This window comes from Photorhabdus aballayi, assembly GCF_026153155.1.
Lineage (GTDB): Bacteria > Pseudomonadota > Gammaproteobacteria > Enterobacterales > Enterobacteriaceae > Photorhabdus > Photorhabdus luminescens.
In genome coordinates this window covers 24,124-49,047 of record NZ_JAPFCD010000030.1, presented here as the reverse complement: position 1 = coordinate 49,047, position 24,924 = coordinate 24,124, and the positions used below count along the sequence as shown (strand labels likewise).

The 24,924-nt window shown below is 43.4% G+C and carries 39 protein-coding genes; 34 read left to right on the top strand and 5 right to left on the bottom strand.

The genetic code is table 11. The features are described 5' to 3' along the window. The 5 genes from OO184_RS15155 to OO184_RS15135 all read right to left on the bottom strand — a co-directional run bounded on the left by OO184_RS15155 (window position 1) and on the right by OO184_RS15135 (window position 2,300). Window positions 1-393, bottom strand: a complete 393-nt coding sequence (locus OO184_RS15155) for a hypothetical protein (protein WP_265379901.1) — start codon at window positions 391-393, stop codon at window positions 1-3. Window position 394: 1 nt separating this feature from the next. After that, a complete protein-coding gene (locus OO184_RS15150; RefSeq protein ID WP_265379900.1) occupies window positions 395-631 on the bottom strand; it encodes a hypothetical protein in 237 nt (78 codons plus the stop codon). A 19-nt stretch (window positions 632-650) separates the two neighbouring features. Continuing rightward, on the bottom strand, window positions 651-812 hold the full coding sequence (locus OO184_RS15145; RefSeq protein WP_265379899.1) for a hypothetical protein: 162 nt from the start codon (window positions 810-812) through the stop codon (window positions 651-653). 25 nt (window positions 813-837) lie between these two features. Continuing rightward, on the bottom strand, window positions 838-1,143 hold the full coding sequence (locus OO184_RS15140; RefSeq protein WP_265379898.1) for a hypothetical protein: 306 nt from the start codon (window positions 1,141-1,143) through the stop codon (window positions 838-840). Between the two features lie 749 nt (window positions 1,144-1,892). After that, window positions 1,893-2,300 (bottom strand): helix-turn-helix domain-containing protein, encoded by a 408-nt coding sequence (locus OO184_RS15135; RefSeq protein ID WP_265379897.1) that lies wholly within the window; start codon window positions 2,298-2,300, stop codon window positions 1,893-1,895. Between the two features lie 107 nt (window positions 2,301-2,407). On the opposite strand from OO184_RS15135, the gene OO184_RS15130 reads away from it, so the two are divergent. The 34 genes from OO184_RS15130 (at window position 2,408) to OO184_RS14965 (ending at window position 24,924) form a co-directional block, all read left to right on the top strand. Further along, the gene (locus OO184_RS15130; RefSeq protein ID WP_265379896.1) at window positions 2,408-2,629 is read left to right on the top strand and encodes a transcriptional regulator; all 222 of its coding nucleotides are present in this window, start codon (window positions 2,408-2,410) and stop codon (window positions 2,627-2,629) included. A 60-nt stretch (window positions 2,630-2,689) separates the two neighbouring features. Beyond that, a complete protein-coding gene (locus OO184_RS15125) occupies window positions 2,690-3,151 on the top strand; it encodes a toxin YdaT family protein (RefSeq protein WP_265379895.1) in 462 nt (153 codons plus the stop codon). Between the two features lie 17 nt (window positions 3,152-3,168). Continuing rightward, on the top strand, window positions 3,169-3,393 hold the full coding sequence (locus tag OO184_RS15120; RefSeq protein WP_088371767.1) for a hypothetical protein: 225 nt from the start codon (window positions 3,169-3,171) through the stop codon (window positions 3,391-3,393). A 1-nt stretch (window position 3,394) separates the two neighbouring features. After that, window positions 3,395-4,189, top strand: a complete 795-nt coding sequence (locus OO184_RS15115; protein WP_088371765.1) for a phage replication initiator YdaU family protein — start codon at window positions 3,395-3,397, stop codon at window positions 4,187-4,189. Continuing rightward, window positions 4,189-4,773 (top strand): ATP-binding protein, encoded by a 585-nt coding sequence (locus OO184_RS15110; RefSeq protein WP_265379894.1) that lies wholly within the window; start codon window positions 4,189-4,191, stop codon window positions 4,771-4,773. Before OO184_RS15115 ends, OO184_RS15110 begins: the two co-directional genes overlap by 1 nt. A gap of 1 nt (window position 4,774) precedes the next feature. Then, window positions 4,775-6,145: a replicative DNA helicase gene (locus tag OO184_RS15105; protein ID WP_265379893.1), complete on the top strand. Its 1,371-nt coding sequence runs from the start codon at window positions 4,775-4,777 to the stop codon at window positions 6,143-6,145. A 23-nt stretch (window positions 6,146-6,168) separates the two neighbouring features. Continuing rightward, window positions 6,169-6,591, top strand: a complete 423-nt coding sequence (locus tag OO184_RS15100; protein WP_265379892.1) for a hypothetical protein — start codon at window positions 6,169-6,171, stop codon at window positions 6,589-6,591. A 2-nt stretch (window positions 6,592-6,593) separates the two neighbouring features. After that, entirely contained in the window at window positions 6,594-6,830 is a 237-nt protein-coding gene (locus OO184_RS15095) for a hypothetical protein (protein ID WP_265379891.1), read from the top strand. 12 nt (window positions 6,831-6,842) lie between these two features. Further along, window positions 6,843-7,325 (top strand): hypothetical protein, encoded by a 483-nt coding sequence (locus OO184_RS15090; RefSeq protein ID WP_265379890.1) that lies wholly within the window; start codon window positions 6,843-6,845, stop codon window positions 7,323-7,325. Further along, window positions 7,318-7,656: a hypothetical protein gene (locus OO184_RS15085; protein ID WP_265379889.1), complete on the top strand. Its 339-nt coding sequence runs from the start codon at window positions 7,318-7,320 to the stop codon at window positions 7,654-7,656. The genes OO184_RS15090 and OO184_RS15085 overlap by 8 nt, the downstream gene beginning before the upstream one ends. A gap of 116 nt (window positions 7,657-7,772) precedes the next feature. Next, window positions 7,773-8,369, top strand: coding sequence for a DUF1367 family protein (locus tag OO184_RS15080; RefSeq protein WP_265379888.1), 597 nt, complete (start codon window positions 7,773-7,775; stop codon window positions 8,367-8,369). Between the two features lie 11 nt (window positions 8,370-8,380). Then, window positions 8,381-8,680 (top strand): Ref family recombination enhancement nuclease, encoded by a 300-nt coding sequence (locus OO184_RS15075; RefSeq protein ID WP_265379887.1) that lies wholly within the window; start codon window positions 8,381-8,383, stop codon window positions 8,678-8,680. Continuing rightward, on the top strand, window positions 8,668-9,171 hold the full coding sequence (locus OO184_RS15070; protein ID WP_265379886.1) for an antiterminator Q family protein: 504 nt from the start codon (window positions 8,668-8,670) through the stop codon (window positions 9,169-9,171). The genes OO184_RS15075 and OO184_RS15070 overlap by 13 nt, the downstream gene beginning before the upstream one ends. 225 nt (window positions 9,172-9,396) lie before the next feature. Beyond that, window positions 9,397-9,714 (top strand): phage holin, lambda family, encoded by a 318-nt coding sequence (locus tag OO184_RS15065; protein WP_265379885.1) that lies wholly within the window; start codon window positions 9,397-9,399, stop codon window positions 9,712-9,714. Then, complete coding sequence (locus tag OO184_RS15060; protein WP_265379884.1) at window positions 9,711-10,112, top strand: structural protein; 402 nt, start codon at window positions 9,711-9,713, stop codon at window positions 10,110-10,112. The genes OO184_RS15065 and OO184_RS15060 overlap by 4 nt, the downstream gene beginning before the upstream one ends. A gap of 9 nt (window positions 10,113-10,121) precedes the next feature. Beyond that, on the top strand, window positions 10,122-10,586 hold the full coding sequence (locus OO184_RS15055; protein ID WP_265379883.1) for a lysis protein: 465 nt from the start codon (window positions 10,122-10,124) through the stop codon (window positions 10,584-10,586). 79 nt (window positions 10,587-10,665) lie between these two features. After that, window positions 10,666-11,163 carry a hypothetical protein gene (locus tag OO184_RS15050; RefSeq protein ID WP_265379882.1) on the top strand — a complete coding sequence of 166 codons (498 nt, stop codon included), beginning with the start codon at window positions 10,666-10,668 and terminating at the stop codon, window positions 11,161-11,163. A gap of 485 nt (window positions 11,164-11,648) precedes the next feature. Further along, window positions 11,649-11,927: a hypothetical protein gene (locus OO184_RS15045; RefSeq protein WP_265379881.1), complete on the top strand. Its 279-nt coding sequence runs from the start codon at window positions 11,649-11,651 to the stop codon at window positions 11,925-11,927. Between the two features lie 4 nt (window positions 11,928-11,931). Next, on the top strand, window positions 11,932-12,297 hold the full coding sequence (locus OO184_RS15040; RefSeq protein ID WP_265379880.1) for an HNH endonuclease: 366 nt from the start codon (window positions 11,932-11,934) through the stop codon (window positions 12,295-12,297). 239 nt (window positions 12,298-12,536) lie between these two features. Beyond that, entirely contained in the window at window positions 12,537-13,031 is a 495-nt protein-coding gene (locus OO184_RS15035) for a phage terminase small subunit P27 family (protein WP_265379879.1), read from the top strand. Then, a complete protein-coding gene (locus tag OO184_RS15030; protein ID WP_265379878.1) occupies window positions 13,028-14,758 on the top strand; it encodes a terminase large subunit in 1,731 nt (576 codons plus the stop codon). Before OO184_RS15035 ends, OO184_RS15030 begins: the two co-directional genes overlap by 4 nt. Before the next feature lie 147 nt (window positions 14,759-14,905). Continuing rightward, the gene (locus OO184_RS15025; RefSeq protein WP_265379877.1) at window positions 14,906-16,123 is read left to right on the top strand and encodes a phage portal protein; all 1,218 of its coding nucleotides are present in this window, start codon (window positions 14,906-14,908) and stop codon (window positions 16,121-16,123) included. Then, window positions 16,116-16,715 (top strand): HK97 family phage prohead protease, encoded by a 600-nt coding sequence (locus tag OO184_RS15020; protein ID WP_132346797.1) that lies wholly within the window; start codon window positions 16,116-16,118, stop codon window positions 16,713-16,715. Before OO184_RS15025 ends, OO184_RS15020 begins: the two co-directional genes overlap by 8 nt. A gap of 17 nt (window positions 16,716-16,732) precedes the next feature. After that, window positions 16,733-17,959, top strand: coding sequence for a phage major capsid protein (locus tag OO184_RS15015; RefSeq protein WP_265379876.1), 1,227 nt, complete (start codon window positions 16,733-16,735; stop codon window positions 17,957-17,959). Between the two features lie 84 nt (window positions 17,960-18,043). After that, complete coding sequence (locus OO184_RS15010; RefSeq protein WP_265379875.1) at window positions 18,044-18,337, top strand: head-tail connector protein; 294 nt, start codon at window positions 18,044-18,046, stop codon at window positions 18,335-18,337. Between the two features lie 9 nt (window positions 18,338-18,346). Further along, window positions 18,347-18,679 (top strand): head-tail adaptor protein, encoded by a 333-nt coding sequence (locus OO184_RS15005; protein ID WP_265379874.1) that lies wholly within the window; start codon window positions 18,347-18,349, stop codon window positions 18,677-18,679. Next, complete coding sequence (locus tag OO184_RS15000; RefSeq protein ID WP_265379873.1) at window positions 18,666-19,064, top strand: hypothetical protein; 399 nt, start codon at window positions 18,666-18,668, stop codon at window positions 19,062-19,064. The genes OO184_RS15005 and OO184_RS15000 overlap by 14 nt, the downstream gene beginning before the upstream one ends. Further along, entirely contained in the window at window positions 19,051-19,452 is a 402-nt protein-coding gene (locus tag OO184_RS14995) for an HK97-gp10 family putative phage morphogenesis protein (protein ID WP_265379872.1), read from the top strand. Before OO184_RS15000 ends, OO184_RS14995 begins: the two co-directional genes overlap by 14 nt. A gap of 23 nt (window positions 19,453-19,475) precedes the next feature. Continuing rightward, window positions 19,476-19,958: a phage tail protein gene (locus tag OO184_RS14990; protein ID WP_088371150.1), complete on the top strand. Its 483-nt coding sequence runs from the start codon at window positions 19,476-19,478 to the stop codon at window positions 19,956-19,958. Then, window positions 19,958-20,302 (top strand): phage tail protein, encoded by a 345-nt coding sequence (locus OO184_RS14985; protein WP_265379871.1) that lies wholly within the window; start codon window positions 19,958-19,960, stop codon window positions 20,300-20,302. The genes OO184_RS14990 and OO184_RS14985 overlap by 1 nt, the downstream gene beginning before the upstream one ends. Window positions 20,303-20,334: 32 nt before the next feature. Further along, window positions 20,335-20,541 carry a hypothetical protein gene (locus OO184_RS14980; RefSeq protein WP_265379870.1) on the top strand — a complete coding sequence of 69 codons (207 nt, stop codon included), beginning with the start codon at window positions 20,335-20,337 and terminating at the stop codon, window positions 20,539-20,541. Between the two features lie 11 nt (window positions 20,542-20,552). Beyond that, window positions 20,553-23,837, top strand: a complete 3,285-nt coding sequence (locus OO184_RS14975; RefSeq protein WP_265379869.1) for a phage tail tape measure protein — start codon at window positions 20,553-20,555, stop codon at window positions 23,835-23,837. Beyond that, the gene (locus OO184_RS14970) at window positions 23,838-24,173 is read left to right on the top strand and encodes a phage tail protein (RefSeq protein ID WP_118984372.1); all 336 of its coding nucleotides are present in this window, start codon (window positions 23,838-23,840) and stop codon (window positions 24,171-24,173) included. 13 nt (window positions 24,174-24,186) lie between these two features. Then, entirely contained in the window at window positions 24,187-24,924 is a 738-nt protein-coding gene (locus tag OO184_RS14965; RefSeq protein ID WP_198672723.1) for a phage minor tail protein L, read from the top strand.

Sequence of the window (24,924 nt, the reverse complement as noted above, 5' to 3'; positions counted from 1 at the left end):
TTAAAATTCACCATTATTTATTTTAATTAGTGCGTCACGATGTTGTTTAGCTGATTCTTCTGTTAAGTGAATAAGACCAGATCGCAAGTAATAGTAATCAACATTATCAGAGCACCAAGTAAACGTATTTACATTATCTAATGTGGTCATTGTGAAATATCCATCACCATTTTTTAACTCATAGTCTATTGGCTTGGGAAAACTGACTTTTCCAATTGTTATCATTTCTGACTTGCGACGATATTGACAGAATTGTACCCATGAGGGGTTACGAATCAAACTAGCCCACGCCATACCTGGTTTTTTTATTTCCCACATTTTCCACGGTTCATCCGTTTTAAAAGCATCTTGTGCATATTGCAACATTAATTCAGCGTGTACGTGTTTAGTCATATTATTCTTCCTCCTCTCTTTTAATTACGACGTAACTTTTGGCCTCTAAATAATTAACAATATCTTCCTCATCAATTATTTTTAATATATCCTCAGAATCAAATTCATTAATCATTCTTTGTAAATCATCTTCGTTTACATCAAATATCTCAACTGAGATTCCTTCCATTTCAGAAGACGTAATTTGTACATCTTTACATAATATTTCAAAACTATAAGTTTCTCGTATTTTTACCATTGCATTATTTACCTTCTATTTAATCAACAGACAGCCACTGACGTGCGTTATTTCTATTTATCCAAGCGAGAGAGACATACATTTTTCGTATTTCAGAGCCGCGACGATAGATTTTTGCTTCGGATAAATAGCGAGATTGTTCAGCTTTACACTCAGTTGCAAATTTTATTTTTGATTTCATTGTCTAATCCTCATATTTAATTAACTCATGACAGTCCACCCAATCTATAAATGCGATCTTCGATTTCAGCCGTTTTAGCATGAGCTTCCGCCAGAACTTTATCTTTTTCTTTTTTAAGCTCTTCAATTTGTGAATTTATAAATTCTGAATTGTTAATATCTGGATACGGGATTTCTATATTATGAACAGCGACAACTGTACCAAATATTTCTGTACTCCCATTTTTACTAGCGTCATGTTGTAAGACAGTGATGTTCATTTGTCGCGTAATTCTATTTTCGATAGCATGAACATAAAGTTTTACTTTAAGCGTTTCCTGTTGTGCTTTCATAGCAACTCCTATAGAATAATTTTGATCAGTGAGCAATCATTGGTCTTGCCTCTTCTAGCGAGTTGGTCCTCGTTAGTAGAAACTCCCGGTTAGCTTTGGTCGGCGAACTGGGGTAAAAGAGCCCACTTCGGTGGGTTTTTTTACGTCTGTTACTAATTAATTGCGGGTCTTTCCCCGCAGTCCGTTGATTCACGCAATTTCGTTTAGAAACCCGGCAAGGAGAACCGTAGCGCATCAACTGCCAGTGTTTTTCGTACCGTTCCCACCGCTGGCCGGGGAACCCTGGTGTTGGTCTTGCCTCTTCTACTATTGTTCAGATTGGGTAATCATTGCAGGTCACGTTGAGAGCTGCGGTTCTCCCATCATCTGAACAATTGAATTTTTGAACACTTAACCTAAACTGCTGCTGTGCTGCCGTTCTTAGCAAATCATCCCGGACTTCGTATGCTCCGGGCGGCTACTGCGTGGGCGTCCTGCCTGTTTGCTGTGATGTTTTGAATTAAACAATAAGTTGATATTTTTGTCAATGCAAATATCAACCAATAGTTGATATTTTGATTTGTTTGTTTTTTGGATAGGAGAAATTTAAGGTAGTTATTTATTGGGAATGAGGTTAACAAGGCTACTTAGGTAGCCTTGTTAGTACGGACCTTTTGAAGGATCATTAATCGTTTGTATGATGTAACAATATCTACTATCTGAAAGGTTATTTTGAGATGGTTGGATTAAATTCTATTAAATATAATAGGTTATGATTTCTTATTTTGTCTTTTATGTAATAATTCATCTAGTAAAGTATCATAATACCGTTTTTTATCTTCGAGAGCTTTAATGAATTTATCAGCTTCACTAGCTGGTAATTCATTAAAGAGTTCCAGTAAAATTTTTTCCTGTTGTGAAAGTGGTCGTTCTTGTACATTATCACTTGGCCCATTTGCCTCGTTATCTCCTAATATCCAATCTACTGAAACACCAACATATTGAGCTAGTTTTTGAGCTGAGCGTTTACCTATATCGCCTCTGTTGAACCAATTATTAACCGCTTGTGGACTGACGCCAGCGATACGGGCCATATCTGCTTTAGATATACCCTGTTGATCCATGAGTTCATTAAGTCTCGCTAGTACGGCGACATTGTTTTTTAAATTGCTTTTCATCTTGACATTATAAACGGATTGTTTATATATATAAATAAACTATTTGTTGACATTTTCATCAACTAATTGTTTAATAAATGCATATAAGCAGCTTAGGAGAAAAAATAGTGACTGCATTAAAACGCGCGATTGAAATTGCTGGCTCAGCAAAAGCTTTAGCTGAAGAATTAAACGTTTCACAAATGACTATTAGCTATTGGGTACATCGCTCACGCGGGATTGTTCCTCCGCATAGAGTTATACCTATTTATAAATTAACTGGGGTAACTCCACATGAGTTACGTCCAGATCTATATCCCAATCCTAAAGATGGATTACCTGAAGTGTAGACGATATCAGAGTTAAGATCTGATTCTCAATAATCAATATTGCTACAGGAGACGCAAGTAGTGAAACCAAACATTAACGCCATTAAAGCCGAAGTTGAGGCTTGGGCAGCAGAGAGGGGGCAGGAATATGTAGCGATTGAAATTAGCCGAATGTATTTCCTGCTTAATGATTCGTTTTCACAATCAAGGTTACATTTGATTGAAGATGAAAGTGGTAATGCTGATTGGAAAGCCATTAATAACAACAGGCAGCAGATTTTCAGGTGGTTACGCAGTGATTCAAATGCGGCGCGACGCAAGATTTCGGAACTTTTACCAGCCATTGAAGCAGCATTACCCGCCGAACGGCGGGCGAGGTTGATGAGCGCAGATAATTTGAACTACCTAGCATCCATCGCAATCAAGGAATTTGCCGCCGCAATGAGTGAAACACTATTAGGAGGTCGTGATATGTCACACCGTATAGCAGTAGCGATATCTGCGTTGAATGCAATGGAACCACGTCTGACCAACGTACATTAAATTTTGAGGCAAGACCAATGCTTAGATCAATCGATATGATTACTTACCGGAATGGCTTTCGTATTAACGGTAAGCCAGCCAGTATGGAACAAATCTCAGAAATTTATGAAGGGCGCAGGGAAGCAGCGCTTAGTGTTTGGGAACAATACGAAAAGCAAAAAGCTAAATTGCGGGAGAGATTGCTCACTTCTGAACAGTACCAGTTAGCTTGTAGACAGATTGCTAAAGCTTTGGGGGTATAACATGGCTATCAGAAGAGCACCAAGGCCCGATTCAAAATTTTACACGCTGGATAAATCAATTAGTGAAGATACTAAACTCTCATGGGGGGCGAGAGGCTTACTAATTTATTTGCTGGGAAAACCGGATAACTGGGAAGTGTCTGTTGCGAATTTGATAAATCAAACGCAAGACTCAATGAAACCATCAGGGCGTGATGCTGTAAGGGCGTTATTGAAAGAGTTGGCAAACACAGGTTATCTGCAATCTGAAAAAAAACGCGGAAATAGCGGTAATTTTGATGGCATGTCATATGTTGTTTGTGAATCTGGCGGCTTTTCACCAGAGACGGATTATCCGTCGCCGGATGAACCGTTAACGGCTGAGCCGTTGCCGGATAATCCCCCCCTAATAAGTAATGAATTAAAACAAGAACTGAATATTAAACAAGTATTGAATAGATCCCCCCTTACCCCCCAAGGGGAAAAACGGACGAGTAAACAAAAGTTCGATCCCATCAATGCTAAGCCAAGTAACGTTAGTTCTGATGTGTGGGTTGACTGGGTTAAGTTCAGGCGAGAGATTAAAAAACCGCTGACAGAAACAATGTGCAGGCAGCAGGCCAAGAAACTGGCAGATTGTCATAATGCCGATGAAGTGATCTGTACTTCCATTGCTAATGGGTGGCAAGGTCTGTTTCCTAGAAAGCTTCAGCATGATCGCCAGCCGCGCCCCAATACGCATACAGGTTTTGAAAACAAGCATTATGAATCCATTGATGCGTATTGGTCGAAAAACATCGAGCAGGGAGACCAGTGATGACCCAGGTTGATTTACTCCGTGCTGTTAATATCGCGCCACGCTTTGAACTGGCTACTTTCGAAAACTATCAACCCAAAACGGTAGCTGCAAAACACAATTTCGGTATTTGCCAGAACTACGCAAATAGTTGGGAAAAACGGAAAAAGGCAGGGGAAGGACTCGTTTTGTGTGGCCGTCCTGGAACAGGAAAAACTCATTTAGCTGTGGCTATCTGTCGAGTGGTAGTGACAGAAAAACAGGCGTGTGCATTCATGACCACGGCATCACGCATCATCCGAGCCTTTCGCCGCTCATGGAATCATGAGTCCGAACAGACAGAGTTTGAAACCCTGCGGTTTTACAGTGAACTAGACTTGCTGGTCATCGATGAAATTGGAGTGCAGTACGGAACAGATAGTGAACGTAACATCTTGTTTGAAGTGATGAACAACCGTTATGAGGATTTACTGCCGACAATTTTGATTAGTAATTTATCACTTTCCGAGCTGTCTGACCTATTAGGTGAGCGGGTTATAGACCGTATGTCACATGGCGGGGTGGTACTTGCTTTTGATTGGAGTAGTTACCGGAGAACTGAATAATATGAATGAGCGCGATCTTGAACACGCAGTGATAAGCGGGTTGTTGTCAGGTGGTGCAACTCAGGATGCCTATGATGTTCTTGCAGCGTTACCAGAAGAGGCATTCAGTTCGTGTTTTTTGCGCCGTGTCTACGTTGAGATAAAAAAACAGGCTCTTAGTAGTTCTCTTATTGATCCGATATTCATCGCTGAGGCTATGATGAGTGGAGATGGTAATACATTAGCTAATATCCTGGAGTTGAGTAAGAGCCCTGTTTGGAATGCAAACTTGAAAGGTTATGCCAATAAAGTTAGTGAATATTGGTATGTTCGGCGGGTTACATCAGTGATCAACGCCGGCCAACAGGCATTACTGGAAACTAAAAATCATACTCAAGCACAACATGTCATAGCGGGCTTTATGTCAACTATGGGAGAGTTAATACGAGATACTGGTAACCTGGTTCCAGTGCACATCAAGACTTTGATTGAAGGGTACATTGACACACTGGAGAAACGTAACGCAGGTGAAGCCAGTCGTAGCATGGTTATGACGGGTATTGAGCCACTTGATTCGTTGACTGGAGGACTTAACCCAACTGATTTGATTCTTGTTGGTGGTCGCCCCGGCATGGGTAAAACGGAACTGGCACTTTGTATGATCGAAGGTATGACTAGGAACGGGGGCGGGGCATTGCTATTTTCGATGGAAATGGCAGCACAACAAATTACTGAACGAATTGTTGCCGGTTCTGCTCAGCTATCAGTTTCAAAATTGAGAAGTGGTGAATTTTATGATGAAGACTGGGCTCGTATATCTAATGCACTTGGCGAGCTGATAGACAGGGATATTCATATTCTTGATGCTAGTGAATTAAGCGTTGAGCAGATATGTGCTATCAGTGAAACACATAAGCGCAGTCATCCGAATCTAAAAGGGATTTTTGTTGATTATCTGGGATTGATAGAAAAGCCCAAAGCCGAGCGTAATGACCTAGCTATCGCTCAAATATCTAGGGCCCTCAAGGGACTAGCTAAGCGATTGCATACACCCGTTACGGCATTGAGTCAGTTATCAAGAGACGTTGATAAACGGCCTATACATCAGCGCCGTCCTGTTGCGGCTGATTTACGCGACTCCGGTAGTTTAGAGCAAGATGCAGACCGAATTATTTTTACTTATCGGGATGTTGTTTATAACCCACTGAGTCCAGCAAAAAATTACGCTGAAATCATTCTTGATAAGAATCGACACGGCGAAGTTGGCACTGTCTATCAAGAATTCAAAAACGGGCATTATTTACCAACAGATCAGATTGTTGCTGCGGAAGTATGTCGAATGCAGCAGCAGGCTAAGCAAAAAGAACGCAGATACGCAGAAAAAGCATTTTAACAAAAGACCAGAAGAGGCAGACCATGACCAAAAATGAAAAACTGATTTTAGATAATCGGGGTATTTACGATGATGGCTGTGATTATACAGCATCTATTTTATATCAACTTAATCAGTCAGCAAGAGCTAGGACTGGGGCACCATATCAACCGAAACCTAAATTAATCCAAGTAGTGGTTCCAGTACGAGAATCAGCACCCATAGTCAAAATAGGCGAGCGTATTAATTACGGGCGAAAAATTGTTAGAGGGATCTATGAGTTATCTCGTCTTGGGCGCAGTACCGAAAGTATCGCTATCATGCTCAAAATGCCATTAGATCGTGTTCAGCATGTCATGTCATGTAATAGCTCGATGAAGAAAGCCGTTTATAAACAGGTAATGGCAGCACCGAAACCCATAGAAAAAGAGATCATGAAACGTCTGGCGGCTGAATCCAAGGCGTAATCATGGGTACACAATCTGATTATCTACCCGCAGGGTTGCCATACAACCGCGGATTATGGCAACAAGAATATCGTGATCTGGAAAACTTGGATTTAAAGGCCAGTCGGTTAATTAAACAATTAAAACGGGAGAAGATAAGCCGGACAATTGTATTAGTTGAAATTGAAAAAACTCCAGATAACAACCGGGAATTTTTTAGAATGCGCTTAAATTATTGGCGCGAAGCAATGAAGTTATAAGGGGCAAGACCAATGAAGCATTTAAATACTAAAGCTATGGCTGATGTTATTACAGAAATGGAGAGACAAGATCAAAAGTGGGGAAGTCATCACAATCCTTTCTTGTGGGGAGTGATGTCTCTTGAGGAAATAGGCAAGGCTACGTCATCAATGATGTGGAGTGAATTTGATGGAAATTTAGCTGAGGCGGCAAGAAAAAATATCATACAGATTGTCGCTGTTGCGCTTCAAGTACTCGAATGTGATGACAACAAGGTATCAAAAGGTCCACTAGGTATTACATATACAGCTGAAATAGATCTTATTGGATTTATCCCCTATGACATCACTGATATTCGGGCTAGCAGTCGTATTTACAATGATGCTGAAAAGCGGTTTAGTGATGGTGCTGAAATAATTACGTCATCTGTTCAAAATATCCATTCCTTTTATTCTGATGGTTATATAAGAACCCGTAATTCGGTTTATAAAATCAGGAAGTTTAACAATGGCTAAATCTCCAGCAGAACGTAAAGCCGCCCAACGTAAACGCCAGCAGGAAGCTGGTTTTACAAAAATAGAATTGCTGGTGGATGATCAAGAGATGGAGATGTTGAAACGGAATTGCGTGCTCCGGCGTCCAGGCAGAAAGCCTTATGATGTCGTTGAATATCTCACTATGTTGATTAGAATTGATGACCGGTCATTGAATTGTAAAATAGCTGAATTACAAAAACGCCATTGTTGCAAGTGTAGGGAATCTTTGCCAATTTTTGAATGTTGCTTTTTTGGTGAAACTGAGTGTTGGAATACTCTGGGATGGCATGAGCTGAAGTTAGATGTTTAACATTTACACTAACTGCAAGTAGCTTAATGAGCTATAAAAAGTTATCATTATTTCATCGGCATGAACACCCGATAACCTAAATCTAGCTGCTGTGCTATTACATATGAGGATCAGTAATGGCGCAGTATAGTTTTATCAAAATATCGAACGATACTCTGGCTCCTGCGACACAGGCAGCTAGGGAGTATCTACACTTCAAAGTTAAGTGTGGTGATGTACTTTCTGCTGACTTTAAGAAAACCCGTAACCCGCGTTTCCATCGTAAATACTTTGCACTCCTGAACCTAGGTTATGAATACTGGGAACCCACTGGAGGGACAATATCCTCCGAAGAAAAATCACTTATCAGAGGCTATGTTAAGTTTCTGGCTCATTTTGCTGGCAGTGAAGATGCTTTGCAGTCTGCTGCTGATGAATATTTAGCAGGCATATCGAAGGACCGGGTACAGAACATATCCGCAACAAAATCATTTGATGCTTTTCGTCGATGGGTCACTGTCGAGTCTGGGCATTATGACACTTACGAAATGCCAGATGGTAGCCTTTACCGCGAACCTCGCTCTATTAGTTTCGCAAAGATGGATGAACTGGAATTTCACGATCTCTACCAAGCCACTTTAAACGTGCTTTGGAATTTCATTTTATACAGAACTTTTCCGACCAGAGCAGGGGCTGAAAATGCTGCTGCTCAATTATTTGACTTTGTTAATTAGAGGCAAGACCAATGACAAAAAGTGAAAAACAGTGGCTTTCTGACGTAGCATCACTGGGTTGTATCTGTTGTCGGAATATGGGGCTGGGAGCATCGTTCGCTGAAATCCATCATGTGAGAACGGGGCAGGGGATAGCACAACGAGCTGATAATTTTTCTGTTTTACCTCTTTGCATTCCACATCATAGAGCGTGTTATTCAACCGGTTTTCATGCTGCACCTAGGACTTGGCAAAAGATACACGGAACAGAACTGGAATTGCTTGCTCAAGTTAAAAATGAAGTTCAGGAGATGCGCATATGTCGAGTCTGACTCAAGAGCAAGAAATTTGGTTACAGGCTTGGTTAAATAAGTGGGGAGCATGGATTTATACGGAGCGTATAGAGAAAAGACAGAGCAGTGTGATTGCTGAATATATAAGTAAAGTAAAACCATTTAGCTATCCATCGAGAGAAAAATGCAATGATGATCAGGGATTGTTGATCAATGCGGTTATCAATTTATTAAAATTGGTAGATGAGATTGCTTTTCATCTAATTGTTGCACGGTACGCATTTTGTTTATCAGATAATAAAATTGCTTCTGGATACAGAGTAAAAGTAAAACCGCGTATTATGCCGACTCGTGCCGGTCAGTCAGATTATAGAAAGCCATCATATAGAACATGCTTACGTGAAGTTAAAAGTATTTTCAAACGCGCTGAGTTTTTCATTTATCAACATGTGATTAATGAACTACAAAAAATAGAAAATAAATCAGTAGATAAAAAATGTGTAATTAGGTCGTTGACAGATTTGGCATGATGGCATAGCATTTCAATATATGTTGCGACATATGTAAGCGTAAACAACAGAACCCGCCAAATGTGCGGGTTTTTCTGTTTTGAACCTCAGCAATCTGCTGGGGTTTTTTCGTATTTGGCGCTCAGTGACTTTTCAACATTATTCGTTGTTTACTTCACTCGTTATCTTATTCACAACCCGCCGCTACCGGGGTTTAATTTCCCCGGTTGGGGGTGGAATATGAAGATGAAAAATAATCCTGATTTATGGGCTGAATTAATAAACGGCATGAAACATTCGTGGCCGCAAGTGTCTGGCACGGCGGCAGCAATATTAATTTGTTGGGGACGTCTTATTTATGACGGAGTGGAATGTAAAAACAAATGGGCTGAGTGCCTGTTATGTGGCGTTCTGTCATGGGCGATATCCAGCGGTATTGAAGCATTCGGTATTTCATCTGATGTATCCCCCATGATAGGTGGGGCTGTGGGATTTATCGGTGTTGATAAAATCAGAGAGATGGCTATCCGTGCTATTAACAAACGCATTGGTGATGACAAATGAGCAGAGGTATTCGGAATAATAACCCTGGCAACATTCGTTGGGGTGATGATTGGCAAGGCTTGGTACCGGAATCACAACGTACCGACCAATCTTTCTGTCAGTTTGTCAGCCCTGAATATGGTATTCGGGCAATGATTAAAATTTTGCATAATTACAATCGGAAACATGGCCTTAAAACAGTGAAAGGTATCATTTCACGATGGGCTCCCCATAATGAAAATAATACTGATGCCTATATTAACCACGTATGTAAGGACACGGAGGTGACTGGTGATCAGGTTGTTGATGTATTTAATAAGGTATTTATGGCAAAGCTTATTAAGTCGGTTATTACCATGGAAAACGGTAGTCAACCTTATAGCAATGCGGTCATTGATAAAGCCTTTTTACTTTTGTAGAGCGATATTATGAAGTTTAACTCTCATGGTTATACTGTTATTGCACTAGCGCTTGTCTCGCTTCTGGCTTACCACTATTACGGTAAGTATACCAAACAGCTTGATACGACAGTTAAGCTACAGAGTGAGCTGCTGGAGCAGCAGAATGAAATCGTTAATCAGCAGGAGCGGATAAAGCGCCTGTCTGAACTGGATATTAAGCATACAAAGGAACTTGCTCATGCGAAATCTGAAATTGATGGCCTTCGTGATGATGTTGCCGCTGGTCGTCGCCGGTTGCGTATCGCGGCCACCTGTCATCAAGGCAAAGCCAATTCATCCTCCCGCCTGGATGATGCAGCCAGCCCCAGATTGGAAGACCCCGCTATCAGGGATTATTTCACTCTCACCGAAAGAGTAACAACGATGCAGGCACAATTAGAGGGATTACAAGATTACGTCAATAAAATCATCAATGATGAAGGCCGTAAGTGACATTACAGGCTTGAGGTGATTCTCGATTCAAAGGCAATACTGTATAATTAGGTAGTTTCTAGTTACGGATACTAAACAAATGAGTAATTGTATAGCAATCGTGAGTCTTATTGTTGGTGGGGTCGCTGCATATTACGCATGGAAAGCATATTCTGTATCCAAGGAGCTGACCTTTCCCAAAAAGAATGCACACAAGACGACATGCTACGTGAGGCAATTGACAAAGGAATCTTGTGACTTTAATAATTTTCTTCAAGATTCTATACATAGGCGAGTTTATATTAACATTTATTTTAACAGCGATGATGTCGACTATGCTGAATTTCCCGCAGAGCCTCCATTTAATGTATCTGCAACAATGACAATATGGATTGATAACTTTAAGCAGGTGACAAAAGGAGAATCTCTGAATGCTTTAAATTCTACATCTCTTTATATACAAATATGTGATGATTTCAAACATCACCTTTATTGGGAAACTGGCGGTTATCGAATGCAGGGTTATTTTGCTGTTGTTGCTCATGGCATGAAACAGGGACAGTATGGAACAATGCTTAGACCACTATCGATCCAGTAAAAAACCAATCATCTACTAGTTGTTTTTTATATTCACAATATTCAAACACGACAAGTAACTAATTCAGAGCATTCTACTGCAAGAGTGCTTGATAGTAGTTATTTCTTTATGTCTGCTCAGCGGGCGCCCACCGACTTTTTAGCAGGAAACTCTGAATCTAACTATTTCCAATTCGGAAACAATTCGGCGCTGGTTATCGCAGTCTGTTTGTATTAACCATGACATAGCCTCCTTTTCTATCGAGTGTACAGCAGAGTCAAAAATAACCAATACCCCCGGAGCGGGCATATATCAGTAACATCAACTGTAGGTAGGCGAAGCGATGTGACAGCCGGAGAGACGGCCTGTATTGCAGTAGTCATTTCAATAGTGGCTACGACAATACTGATAATTCATGCCATTACGCCCTTGCTCATTCTGAGTGTGGGCTGGTGGCATTTTTATTTGATGTAGGCCAATAGCCGGCGAAATTCAGAGGAATGAAAATGAAAGATAAATCAGTAAATGCTGAAACATATACAGTAAATATTGTCGTTAATGTAGATAGAAGTGAGTTGGATAAAACAGAAGAACAGCTTGAACGTATTACTGAAATCGTTCAATTAAATTCTAATGCAATTATTAAAAATGCAACTACGACAAAGGCAAATATAAATAAACATAATGAGCATCTCAGTGAAGTAATACGGGGAATAGTTCAAGACGAGATCCATAAGTGGGTCATGCGTGAGACCCAAGTCGGCGGTCGGCTTTCAAAGTGGTGATGATATGCCAGTTAGAATCCCACGCGCTTGTCGTAAACGGGGATGTGCGCATACAACAACAGACCGTAGCGGCTATTGTACTGCTCATCAGAATACAGGGTGGGAGAACCACCAACGCGGTAAGAGTAGGCACGAACGCGGCTATGGTAATAAGTGGGATGTCATACGCACGCGGATACTGAAGCGTGATAACTACTTGTGCCAAGATTGTTTACGTAAAGATTGTTTACGTAATGGCAGAGCTGTTACTGCGACTACAGTTGACCACATCATTCCCAAAGCCCGCGGCGGCACTGATGATGACAGTAATCTGCAATCACTATGCTGGCCTTGCCATAGACGCAAGACAGCAACGGAGAGAATGAGATGACCGATGATGCACCTGATATTTATATTTAATTTCAAAAAGAAACCAGCATAAATGGAACTATTCGTAGGGGGAGGGGCGGGTCAAATCCCCACCCCTCTCGCTTTATGGGACCGCCGCCTCAGTCGAATTTTTATGCCCGCGAAAAATGAAATTTAATCCGGGAGATAAATAAGCCAATTTAAGCGTTAATTTTCCTCTGCATTTTCAGTTTTTATTTCATTTTTGGAGATTTTTATATTATGGCAGGAACGGCTGGCCGATCCGGACGTCGGGCTAAGCCTACTGCACGTAAGGAATTGGCTGGCAATCCCGGTAAACGCGCTCTGAATAAAGATGAACCGGTTTTTATGCCATTAAAGGGCGTTCTTCCCCCGGATTGGTTTCAAGAGAACGAATTAAATCTTGCGATCACAATGTGGGAACTCACAGTTAAAGAACTGTGTGGACAGGGAATTTTGTGCGTTACCGATCTTGCTGTATTAGAGCGCTGGTGTGTCGCCTATGAATTCTGGCGCCGTGCTGTTGTGAATATTGCCAGGCAGGGTAATACGGTAACTGGTGCGACAGGTGGCCCGATAAAAAATCCTGAGTTAACAGCGAAGAAAGAACAAGAATCAGAAATGAGTACTACCGGCTCCATGTTGGGTTTAGATCCCAGCAGTCGGCAGCGGTTAATTGGGGTAGCAGGTAAGGCTAAAGTTGAAAACCCATTCATCAGGATCATCACTTCATGAGTCGCAAATCTTATCCCAATGTTAACGCGGCAAATCAATATGCTCGTGATATCGTTCGCGGGAAGATTGCGGCCTGTCAATATGTTATTGATGCCTGTCAGCGGCATATCGAGGATTTATCACAGGAGAAAAGCAAAAAGTTCAGGTACCGGTTCGACAAAGACCTGGCGGAAAAAGCCGCGCGGTTTATCCAGCTTCTCCCGCATACAAAGGGCGAATGGGCGTTTAAACGTATGCCGATCACCCTGGAACCGTGGCAGTTATTTATTGTATGTTCGGCGTTCGGATGGGTTCATAAAGGCACAAAGCTGCGTCGCTTTCGTGAGGTTTATACAGAAATTCCCCGTAAGAACGGAAAATCAGCGATTTCAGCCGGTGTCGCCTTATTTTGTTTTACTTGTGATGATGAATTTGGCGCGGAAGTGTATTCCGGTGCAACAACAGAAAAACAAGCTTGGGAAGTATTCAGGCCAGCTAGATTAATGTGTAAACGCACTCCTTTATTAACGGAAGCGTTCGGTATTGAAGTGAATGCCAAAAACATGAATCGCCCGGAAGATGGCGCCCGGTTTGAACCTCTGATTGGTAATCCTGGTGACGGAGCCAGTCCGCATTGCGCTATTGTTGACGAGTACCACGAGCATGATACTGATGCGCTTTATACAACGATGCTTACGGGGATGGGATCAAGGCGTCAGCCGCTAATGTGGGCAATCACAACGGCGGGTTACAACATAGAGGGACCGTGCTATGACAAGCGGCGTGAAGTGATTGAAATGCTTAACGGTACCGTACCTAATGATGAGTTATTCGGTGTGATCTATACCGTTGATGAGGGGGATGATTGGACAGACCCGGAAACACTCAGAAAAGCCAACCCAAACATGGGGGTTTCTGTCTATGCTGATTTTCTCCTGAGTCAGCAAAACAGAGCAAAGAATAACGCACGTCTGGCTAACACCTTTAAAACTAAGCACTTGAACATTTGGGTATCCGCCAGAGCGGCTTACTTCAATTTAGTCAGTTGGCGAGAATGTGAAGATAAGACACTGACGTTAGAACAGTTCGAAGGGCAGCCTTGCATTCTCTCTTTTGACTTAGCGAGAAAGTTGGATATGAATTCAAAGGTCAAACTTTTTTATCGTGAAATGGCGGGGAAAAGGCACTATTACTGTATTGCGCCCAAGTTTTATGTGCCGTATGACACGGTATATAGCACGGACACGGACCAGCAGCGCACGGCGGAACGTTATCAAAAGTGGGTGAATACCGGGCATCTTACTGTGACAGAAGGGGCTGAAATTGATTATCGCGTTATTTTGGAAGATGCCAAAGCGGATAACATGAATAACCCGATTGATGAAAGCCCCATTGATCCGCACGGTGCCACTAATCTGTCGCATCAATTAGCTGATGAAGGGTTAAACCCAATAACTATTATCCAAAATTACACCAATATGTCAGATCCCATGAAAGAATTGGAGGCTGCTATTGAAGCCGGGCGCTTCCATCATGATGGGAATCCCGTTATGACATGGTGTATAGGTAACGTGGTTGGTAAATATCTACCGGGTAACGACGATGTAGTTCGCCCCATTAAAGAGCAATCCGAAAACAAAATCGACGGTGCAGTGGCCCTGATGATGGCAATTGGCCGGGCCATGTTGAATGAGCCTTCGGACTTCTTGTCCTCTCTCGATCCTGATGAAGAATTATTAATGCTATGAAACTACTGATTATAGACCTGTTAGGGCTCACAGGCTTCGGCTTGCTCATGTTCGGGCTTTACCTGCAATACGGCACGGCTATAGCGCTACAAGCTGGAGGCGGTGGACTGTTAGCATTTGCACTGATAGCAGCATGGAGGAATAAGCGTGTTACTTGATGCTATTTTTCGCAGCGAGCCACTTGAAAACCCGGCAACGCCAATCACGGCGGAAAGTATCGATAATGACGAGCTACTGTCTGGTGATGTTTATGTCAGTCCAGAAACCTCAATGAAATTATCGGCGGTCTACGCCTGTATCTATGTATTGTCATCTAACGTTGCTCAGATGCCGTTGCATGTGATGCGGAAAATAGGAGACACAGTAGAACAAGCACGGGATCACTCGGTTTTTTACTTGGTGCATGATGAGCCGAATGATTGGCAAACTAGTTATAAGTGGCGTGAGCTTAAGCAGCGCCATATCTTAGGTTGGGGAAATGGTTACACGTGGGTGAAGCGAAACCGAAAAGGTGAAGTTATTGAACTTGATGCCTGTATGCCGTGGCAAACAACACTGATTAATACGGGTGGTCGTTATACATACGGAGTGTATAACGAAGACGGTAGCTTTGCAGTCAGTCCACACGACATGATCCATATCCGGGCACTGGGTAATAACCAAAAAATGGGTTTAAGCCCCATTTTGCAGCATGCAGAAACTATTGGCATGGGGATGAGTGGGCAGCAATACACCAGTAACTTCTTTGGTGGTAATGCGCGTCCGGCCGGGATTGTCTCAGTAAAAGGAGAGCTAAAAAAAGACTCATGGGAACGGCTGAAAGATGTTTGGCGGAAAGCGGCGCAGGCTCTTCGAAATCAGGAAAATAAAACGTTACTGCTCCCCGCCGATCTTGATTATAAAGCACTGACTGTCTCCCCAGTCGATGCTCAGCTAATTGATTTAATGAAACTGAATAGGTCACAGATTGCCGGGATTTTTAACGTCCCGGCGCACATGATTAATGATCTGGAAAAGGCCACGTTCTCTAACATTACCCAGCAAGCGATTCAATTTGTCCGCTATACGATCATGCCGTGGGTCACAAACTGGGAGCAAGAATTAAACCGTCGCTTATTTACTCTCGTGGAGCGCAAGGCAGGTTATTACGTTCGCTTTAATCTTGCCGGATTGCTCCGGGGTACGCCGCAAGAACGCGCCCAATTTTACCATTTTGCTATTACTGACGGCTGGATGAGTCGAAACGAGGTCCGCGCTCTTGAAGATATGAACCCTGTCGACGGGCTGGATGAGATGCTTGTCAGCGTTAATGCGGCCAATTCTGTTAATACAGACCAAAATAAAGAGGAAAAACCGAATGAGTGACAGAGAAATGCGCTGTTACAGCGGTGAAGTCCGTGCTGAAACACAGGAGAACCAGCCAGCGCGAATTGTCGGTTATGGCTCAGTGTTTAACAGCCGGTCGGAGCCGCTCTGGGGCTTTCGCGAAATCATCAAACCGGGGGCATTTGATGATGTTTTGAATGATGACGTGCGCGGACTTTTCAACCATGACCCTAATTTCATCTTAGGTCGTAGTACTTCTGGCACACTGGCTCTGAGTGTCGATGAACGGGGACTACAATACAACATTCAAGCGCCGGACACTCAGACCATTCGTGATCTGGTGCTGGCCCCCATGCAGCGGGGTGACATTAACCAGTCCTCTTTTTCATTCCGTGTCGCCAGAGATGGAGAGGAGTGGTACGAAGATGATGAAGGAATTATTATCAGAGAAATCAATAAGTTTTCGCGCTTATTTGATGTTAGCCCGGTGACATATCCGGCGTATCAAGAGGCTGATTCAGGTGTCCGTTCAATGAAAGCTTGGCAGGAAGCACGCAACAACGGTGCGCTACAGAAAGCCATTAACCAAAAAATGGCGCGTGAGCGCTTGCTGACTTTATTAAATATTTAGATTGAGAAAATACCACGATGAAATTACATGATTTAAAACAAAAGCGTAACACTGTTGCTACTGATATGCGTGCTTTGCATGACAAAATTGGCGATAACAACTGGACGGATGAACAGCGTACAGAATGGAATAAAGCCAAAGAGGTGTTACAAAAACTGGATGATCAGATTTCACGCGAAGAAGAACTTCGGGATATCGATCAGCAATTTGTTGAAGAGAAGCAGGAAGAACAACGTCAGCATTTGAACAATGATCCAGAAAAACAGCAGCAAGAAAAACGCACTGCGGCTTTTGATAAGTTTCTTCGTTATGGCATTGGTGAAATGAATGCCGAAGAACGTCAAGCATTGAAGGAACTACGTGCACAAGGGACAACACCGGATGAGAAAGGTGGTTATACAATACCCATCCAGATGTTAAATAAGGTGGTTGAAGTCATGAAAGCCTACGGCGGCATTGCCAGTGTGGCACAAATCCTCAGTACTTCAAACGGGCAAACCATCGGATGGGCAACGGCAGACGGCACGGCAGAAGAAGGAGAGTTGTTGGGTGAAAACACCGCCGCGAGTGAAGAAGATACAGAGTTCGGCGCCGATTCGTTGGGGGCGAAAAAGCTCTCATCTAAAATCATTCGGGTGTCTAATGAGTTGTTGCAAGACAGTGGAATAGATATTGAAGCTTATCTGGCAACTCGCATTGCTCAACGAATCGCGCGCGGTGAAGCTAAGTATCTTGTGAAAGGAACCGGCGCAGGTACACCGCTGCAACCGAAGGGTTTAGAATTATCCGTAAAGGGTACTGTTACAGCAAAATCGGCTATACCGGATTGGACAGATATTAATGCTCTGAAACATAGCATTGATCCTGCTTACCGAAATGCGCCTAAATTCCGGCTAGCTTTCAACGATTCCACATTAAAGACCTTTGCGGAAATGGTGGACGGTAATAAACGCCCGTTGTGGCTGCCAGATATCGCTGGTGTTGCGCCGGCATCAGTCCTTGGGATGCAGTACGTAATCGATCAAGCCATTGCGGACATCGGCGCGGGCAATAAGTACATGTTTTGCGGTGACTTTGATCGCTTCATCCTTCGCCGTGTAACATACATGGCCCTGAAACGTTTGGTTGAGCGTTACGCAGATTTTGACCAAACGGCATTTTTGGCTTTCCATCGTTTTGACTGCATTCTGGAAGATATCGCAGCTATCAAGGCGTTGATCGGTGCCGGTAAAAGTACAGCTTAAAAATTCCGCACCCTTTCTATAACAGCCGCTGATGCGGTTTTTTTGTGCCTGTAATCTGGCAACAGGTTACGGGCCCGGATGATTATGGTACCGACAATTGAAGAGCTCAGAGCTCAATGCCGTATCGATACGGATGAAGAAGATAACTTACTGACAACGTATGCCAAAGCCGCTCGTCAACGCGCGGAAAATTTTATTAACCGCTCCCTTTTTGATGAACGGGTGCCTGATGATGTAAGTGAAGGGCTGGTGATCACGGATGATATTAAATTAGCGATCATGCTGGCAGTCGGGTTTTGGTATGAAAACCGGGAGCCTAAAGTCCTCCCCACGGGATTCAAAAACTTATTAGAACCCTACCGATTTATTCCATTATGAGTGAAAAATATGATTGAAACAGGCAAGCTACGTTTCCGCGTCGGTTTGCATCGTGTCACAACAATACGCGATCCAAAAACGGGGGCAGAAAAGACAGTTTCTGAGTTAATCGCTACCGTTTGGTCTGGTATTGAACCGATATCTAACCGGAAAATCAGGACACTTGATCAGAAACAGGTTGTTGAAACGCTGTTGTTTACTCTGCGTCCGAGAAAAGATGTTGATATTGACTGGCAAATAGCATGGAAAGAGCGGGTATTTACCGTTCGTGCAGCAGACCGCACAAAACCCGACAAACTTCTCATCACAGCGGAGGCAGATACGCGGCATGATCGAATATGATATTAAAGCCTCATTGGAAGAAATCACCGGATTACCCGCTTACCCTTTGTTACTCCCTGACAATATTCAAGACGGCGTGACATACCAGCGGATTAGCGACCCGAAATTTGACACCGGTCTGGCGGTCACTTCGTTAGTCAGCGCTCGGTTTCAGATATCGATTTATCTCATTGATGACTATGCCCGTCTGCTTGAACTAGACAAGACCGTCATAAGGACATGGGAAAATATCACTCATGGTTATATCGGGCAATATCCTGTTCAAACAGTCACAAGAGGCAATGTACATCAGGATAAAACCGATCTGACAAAAGGCCGGGTGCAATACCGTATCACCCGTGATTTTATTATCTGCTATTCGGAGAATTTACATGATGAGGGTTGAAGTTAAGGGACTGGCAGAACTGGGGCGAAAACTCAATGAGCTAGACGCTGAACTACAGACCAAAATTCTACGTTCAGCGGGTAAAGCCGCAATGGAAGTCGTCAAAGAAGATATGCAACGGCATGCCGGGTATGACAAAAACAGCCCCGGACCACATATGCGTGATGATATTAAAATCCGCAGCAGTCGGGCTAAAAAATATCAGGAGGTAATGATCACTGTAGGTCCGACCAAACAACACTACATGAAAGCATTAGCACAGGAAATAGGAACCATTAAACAGGTACCGAACCCGTTCATTCGACCCGCACTTGACTATAACAAGTCCGCAGTATTAAAAACGCTCACTGCGGAAATCCGCGACGCACTGTCCACTTATAGCAAATAAATTAATATCTTGGAGTAATTATTATGGCTGATAAATCTTCGCCAGAGTATGCAATGCTGCCCGCAGGTACCATCGTTAAATTTGGTAAACCAGGTGAAGCCGTTGATGTTTTAAAATCACTTGTTAACTGTAAAGCACTGGGAGCCACAGGGTTAACGGGCAGCTTTATTGACTGTACAACTCTCATTGATACCAACAAACAATTTATTTCTGATATGCCAGAGGGACCAGAAAAAACGCTGGGGTTCATTGATGATCCTGAAAATGTCAATTTTGCAGCGTTTCTTAACGCCGCACAAGCTCGCGAAACCGTGCAGCTCTATGTTGAACTGCCTAATAAACGCACGGCAACAATGATTCTTGCGCTATCAGGCTGGGAAATGAGCGAAATTACCGCTCCAGCGAGTGAAGTGATTCAGATCACTGTTAAGGGCAAGCAGAACAATTTAACCTGGGGCGTGGTTTCCACTAAACCAACACCAACACAAACTGGAGGCAATAAATAATGAGCATAAAAGCTTCACTGTTGAAGACCAAAAATACCGTCATGGAAGTTGAACTGTTTGAAACTAAAGTTAATTTACGTCGTTTAAGTGCAGCTGAACTACTTGATCAAGAGGAGGCGGTACAAAAAGCAAGCGATGAAGGTGATATTCGAAAAGCATCACTGCTTAACATCCAGCTTATTATTGATTGCCTTGTTGATAAAACAGGTAAAAAGTTGCCTGTTGATGAGGTTCCAACAGCTGACGAACTTTTGATGGCGCATGATAACGTGGCCTTGCTTGATGCAATTGCAAAAGTTAAGAGGCATTCAATCGGCACGCTAGAGGAAGCAGAAAAAAACTAATCAACTCGCCGTTGTTGAACTTCATCTTTAGTATGGCAGATCATCACGGCGAGACAGATCCACGAAAAATAGCGGCCCTCCCGGCCGACATTCTGCTCCACTGGCAGGCTTTTTACAAACTTCGGAACAAACACGATGACGATAAGCCCGTAAATACTCCCCAATCTTATTCCAATGCTGCGCCGCAAGATGATTCAATAGAAGAGCAGTGTGTAGCGGTTATACGTGCTTTATTGTAAGGACTCACACAATGGCAAATTTAGCAACGCTGTCTGTTGGGTTATTACTCAACAGCACAGAATTTAAAACCAGTTTGTTTAAAGCGTATGATTCAGCTGGCCGTGAGTCGAGTCGTTTTGCAAGAAAAGTGCAAGATGATGCAAAGAAAGCAGAGCAGGCTTATTTGACTGTTGGGAAAGCAGTTTCAGGATTGGCAGGGAAGCTGGCTTTAATTGGAGGTACCGGTCTTTCTCTTGGCGGTATTATCAGCACAACTCGTCAATATAGTCAAGCGTTATCTGATCTGTCTGCCATCACCGGTGCGACAGGTGCGCAATTGAAGCAATTTGATGATGCGGCGCAACACATGGGGCGCACGACTGAATACAGCGCAAGCCAGGCCGCCGCAGCATTAAAATTGATGGCTAGCGCTAAACCTGAACTCATGAAAACCAACGACGGGCTGATTAAGGTAACAAATTCAGCGTTAATCTTGGCGCAAGCTGGCGGCACGACTTTGCCCGATGCAACAAGAACACTTGCGTTATCACTCAATCAGTTCGGTGTTAGTGCTGCCGAAGCAGATCGCTATATTAACGTGCTGGCAGCGGGCGCAAAACACGGCTCATCAGAAATTACAGATACAGCCGCAGCAATTAAAAACGGGGGGGTAGCTGCCGCTCAAGCAAAAGTCAGTTTTGAAGAACTTAATGCCGCTATTCAAGTACTTGCTGAACGTGAAGTTAAAGGTGGTGAAGCTGGCACCGCACTGCGTAACGTAATCTTGCATCTTGAAAAGGGAACAGATAAAAAGTTGAAGCCCTCAGTTGTCGGGCTGTCTACTGCACTGGAGAACTTATCAAAAAAGAATTTATCGACAAAAGAAGCAGTGAAGTTATTTGGCTTAGAAAACATCAATGCGGCTTCAATTCTGGTTCAAAGTAAAAATAAACTTGATGAGTTGACTGTTGCACTGACTGGAACACGAACAGCCTATGACCAGGCCGCGATCAGGGTAAATAACTTGAATGGCGATTTACTCAGTTTATCCAGTGCATTCGAAGGAATGGCAATTAAAATCGGTCAAAGCACCGATGGGCCTTTGCGGTCCGGTGTTAAAGCCGCAACAGAGGCAGTTAACAGCTTATCTGATAATTTTAATGCAGTAGCTAATATTGCTCTCTATACTTTGATCCCTGCACTGGGAACCAAACTTACAGCGGGATTGCGGGAGAATATCAGTGCCTGGCGTGGCACAGAAAAAGCTACTCGATCCGCTGCAAAACAACAGGCGGAAATTGCAAGGCAAACTATTGATGCAGCACGAGCCATGCGCGATCAGGCGGGGGAACAAGCGCGTTGGCTGGCTACACAATCTGTTATTAATCGTCAAAATGGTATTAATGTTAGTTACCAAAAGGAACATGTCGCACTCAGTCGCCAAATTCGGGAAGCTAATCTCAGTGAGGCGGCTGCAAAAAATAAACTGGCTGCCGCAAATAGGCAATTATCTTTTTCGACCCGTGCGCTGTCGGTTTCGGCAGGGTTAGCAAGTGGTGCCTTGTCTCTGCTCGGTGGGCCTTTCGGTGCAGCAATGTTGGCGGGTTCAGCATTGGTGTATCTGTATAACAGAAGCGTAGAGTCAAGAAAAGAGATACTCAATTTAAAAGACGCAACCATCGAAACAGTTGAGGTGCTTCAACAATTATCTAAAGTCAAAATAGAATTAAAAATGGATGGATGGCAGGATGACTTAGAAAATATAAAAAAAGAGAAGAATCAGTTAGAAAGCCAATTGGGACGATATTCTGATACCCGAATTAATATCTCAAAATCTCGCCGGGAAGGGGTACTGGGGTTTTTATATGATGATCCCAAGAGGCTAGAAAAAGAAAAGAAACAAATAGAGAGCAAATTAGAAGACCTTAAAACTGCCGAGCAGAAAATAAATGAAAATATTGCTAATGGAAAAAAGGTATTAGCGGGTGGTAAGTTCGAAGTAAAACCACAAGAAACAAAACCACAAGAAGAAAAACCAGCCAGCCCTTGGACGGGCAATGGCTCAAATGCAGGGGGATCAAAAAGGCAGCAGACGTTGAGTCAATATCAACAATTGCGTCGTGAAATAGAAAGTGCACATGCTGATAGCCTGACGCGGATAGGTACGAGTGAGAATGAAACTCATCAGAAAATTCTTGCATTAGCAAAAAAGGCCGGAGCCTCTCAGTCGGAAGTTAGCAAGTTACTTGTATTGAATGAAGAAAATTATCAGCGTGAGCGCATGGCATTAGCGGAAAAGTACGCACCTGCTAAAGCTATAATTCGTCAAGAGTCCGATGCTAGCAAAGAACTTAAGGCGATTTTTGATGCGAGATTACTGACTGAACGTGAATACCTCACGGCTAGGTTGGTTCTCAATCAAGAAGCAACGAAAGAAAGATTAGCTGAACAGGCTAAAGCGGCGTCCGCCCCGCATGTTGATATGGCCGGTGAGGTCGATCCCATCATTCAATTGCAAAATCAGCTTGAACAGCAGAAGGCTCTTTATACGGCCTATTATGAAGATGGCATTATCAGTAAGGAGCGCTATGAACAACTGGTAACTTCTGCAACTAATAAATCAAAGGAATCTCAACTCACCGCAGCAAAAGAGTTGTATGCAAGCCAGGGAAGCTTTCAGAAAATGCAGATGAATCTGTTAGATGCAGTTGAGCAGCGGACAGGAAATGCGCTAACAGGGATGCTCATGGGAACAAAGAGTTTCTCTGACTCTCTGAAAGAACTTACTGCTTCACTGGCACAGTCCATCATTCAAGATCTGATTCGCATTGCTATGCAAGCCATGATAACCAATGCGGTTTCGGGCTTATTCGGCGGATTTTCCGGCGCTAGTGGAGAAGTTACAAAAGCCAATGGTCAGCTTGTACCAATGCCGCCAAAGTTGAACGCTAAAGGAGGCGTTTATTCCTCTCCAAGCCTAAGTGCTTACAGCGGACAAATAGTCAGCAGCCCGACACTTTTTGCGTTTTCCAAAGGTGCAACGGGCTTAATGGGTGAAGCCGGGCCAGAGGCAATTTTACCGTTGAAACGCGGCCCAGACGGTTCATTAGGTGTTAGAGCTTCCAGCCACAATGCACAAGCAGCCAGCGCCGCGCCGCAAGTCTTTATACAAATCGATGGTAATGGAAATGCTTCCTCACAAGCCCCAGCAGGGTTGGAAGCGTTTGGATCTCAGATAGCAACTTTTGTTGATAGCCGTTATCGCGAACTCAGAGACAGAGATTTACGTCCCGGAGGCCCGTTGTGGAGAAGATAAATGATTGAAATATTTACGTGGTCACCCCGTGTTCAAGCGGCTGTTGATGTGAATTTTCGAGTCAGAAAAGCCCAATTCGGGGATGGTTATACACAAGTGGCCGGGGATGGACTTCACCCAAGAACTCAAAAGTGGGAACTGTCATTTGTGGGTAACGAGACGTATATCCGCGCGATTGTTGATTTCTTTGATCGTCACAGCGGTTATAAGTCATTTCAGTGGACCCCTTTACTGGCTGATGTCGGGCTTTATCGCTGTGACGCGTACAAGACGATAGCCCTCGGCGGCGGGAATTACTCGCTGTCTGCCAGTTTCACCCAAGCCTATCACCCATAATTCAGGAAACATGATAATGATAAATGCTGACGTTCAAAAACTAGAGCCTGGTAATACGATCCGGTTGTATGAAGTTGACGGGACGGCGTTCGGTGCTGATATTTTACGGTTTCATAATGAGACTATCCCCTATACTTCCGAAGAGTTAAAAACCGATAAACTGCCGAAGAAATCACTTTTCTGGCAGGGAAAAGAGTACGGGCCGTGGCCTGTTAATATTGAGGGCTTAGACATGTCAACTGATGGACAATCAGCGCGTCCCAAGCTGACGGTTGCTAATATTGACGGGTTAATCACAGCGCTATGCCTGAGATTTGATGATATGGTTCAGGCAAAGGTCACAATTCACGATACCTTTGCTCATTATCTTGATGCCACTAATTTCAAAGATGGCAATCCAACCGCAGATCCTGAACAAGAGCGAGTGCAAGTTTTCTATATTGACAGAAAAGAATCAGAAGATGATGAAGCGATAAAGTTTGAGCTTGCCAGTCCCGCTGACTTGCAGGGATTGAAGATCCCAACACGGCAGATTCATAGCTTATGTGAGTGGTGTGCAAGGGGCTGGTACCGAACCGGCAAGGGGTGTGACTATGCCGGTACCCGGTATTTTGATGAGAATGATAATCCCGTAGATGACCCAAGCAAAGATAAATGTTCCGGGTTGTTACCTGCGTGTCAGGAACGATTTGGTAAAGATGAGCCATTACCTTTCGGCGGTTTCCCCGGTTCGGCGTTAATCAGGCGGTGA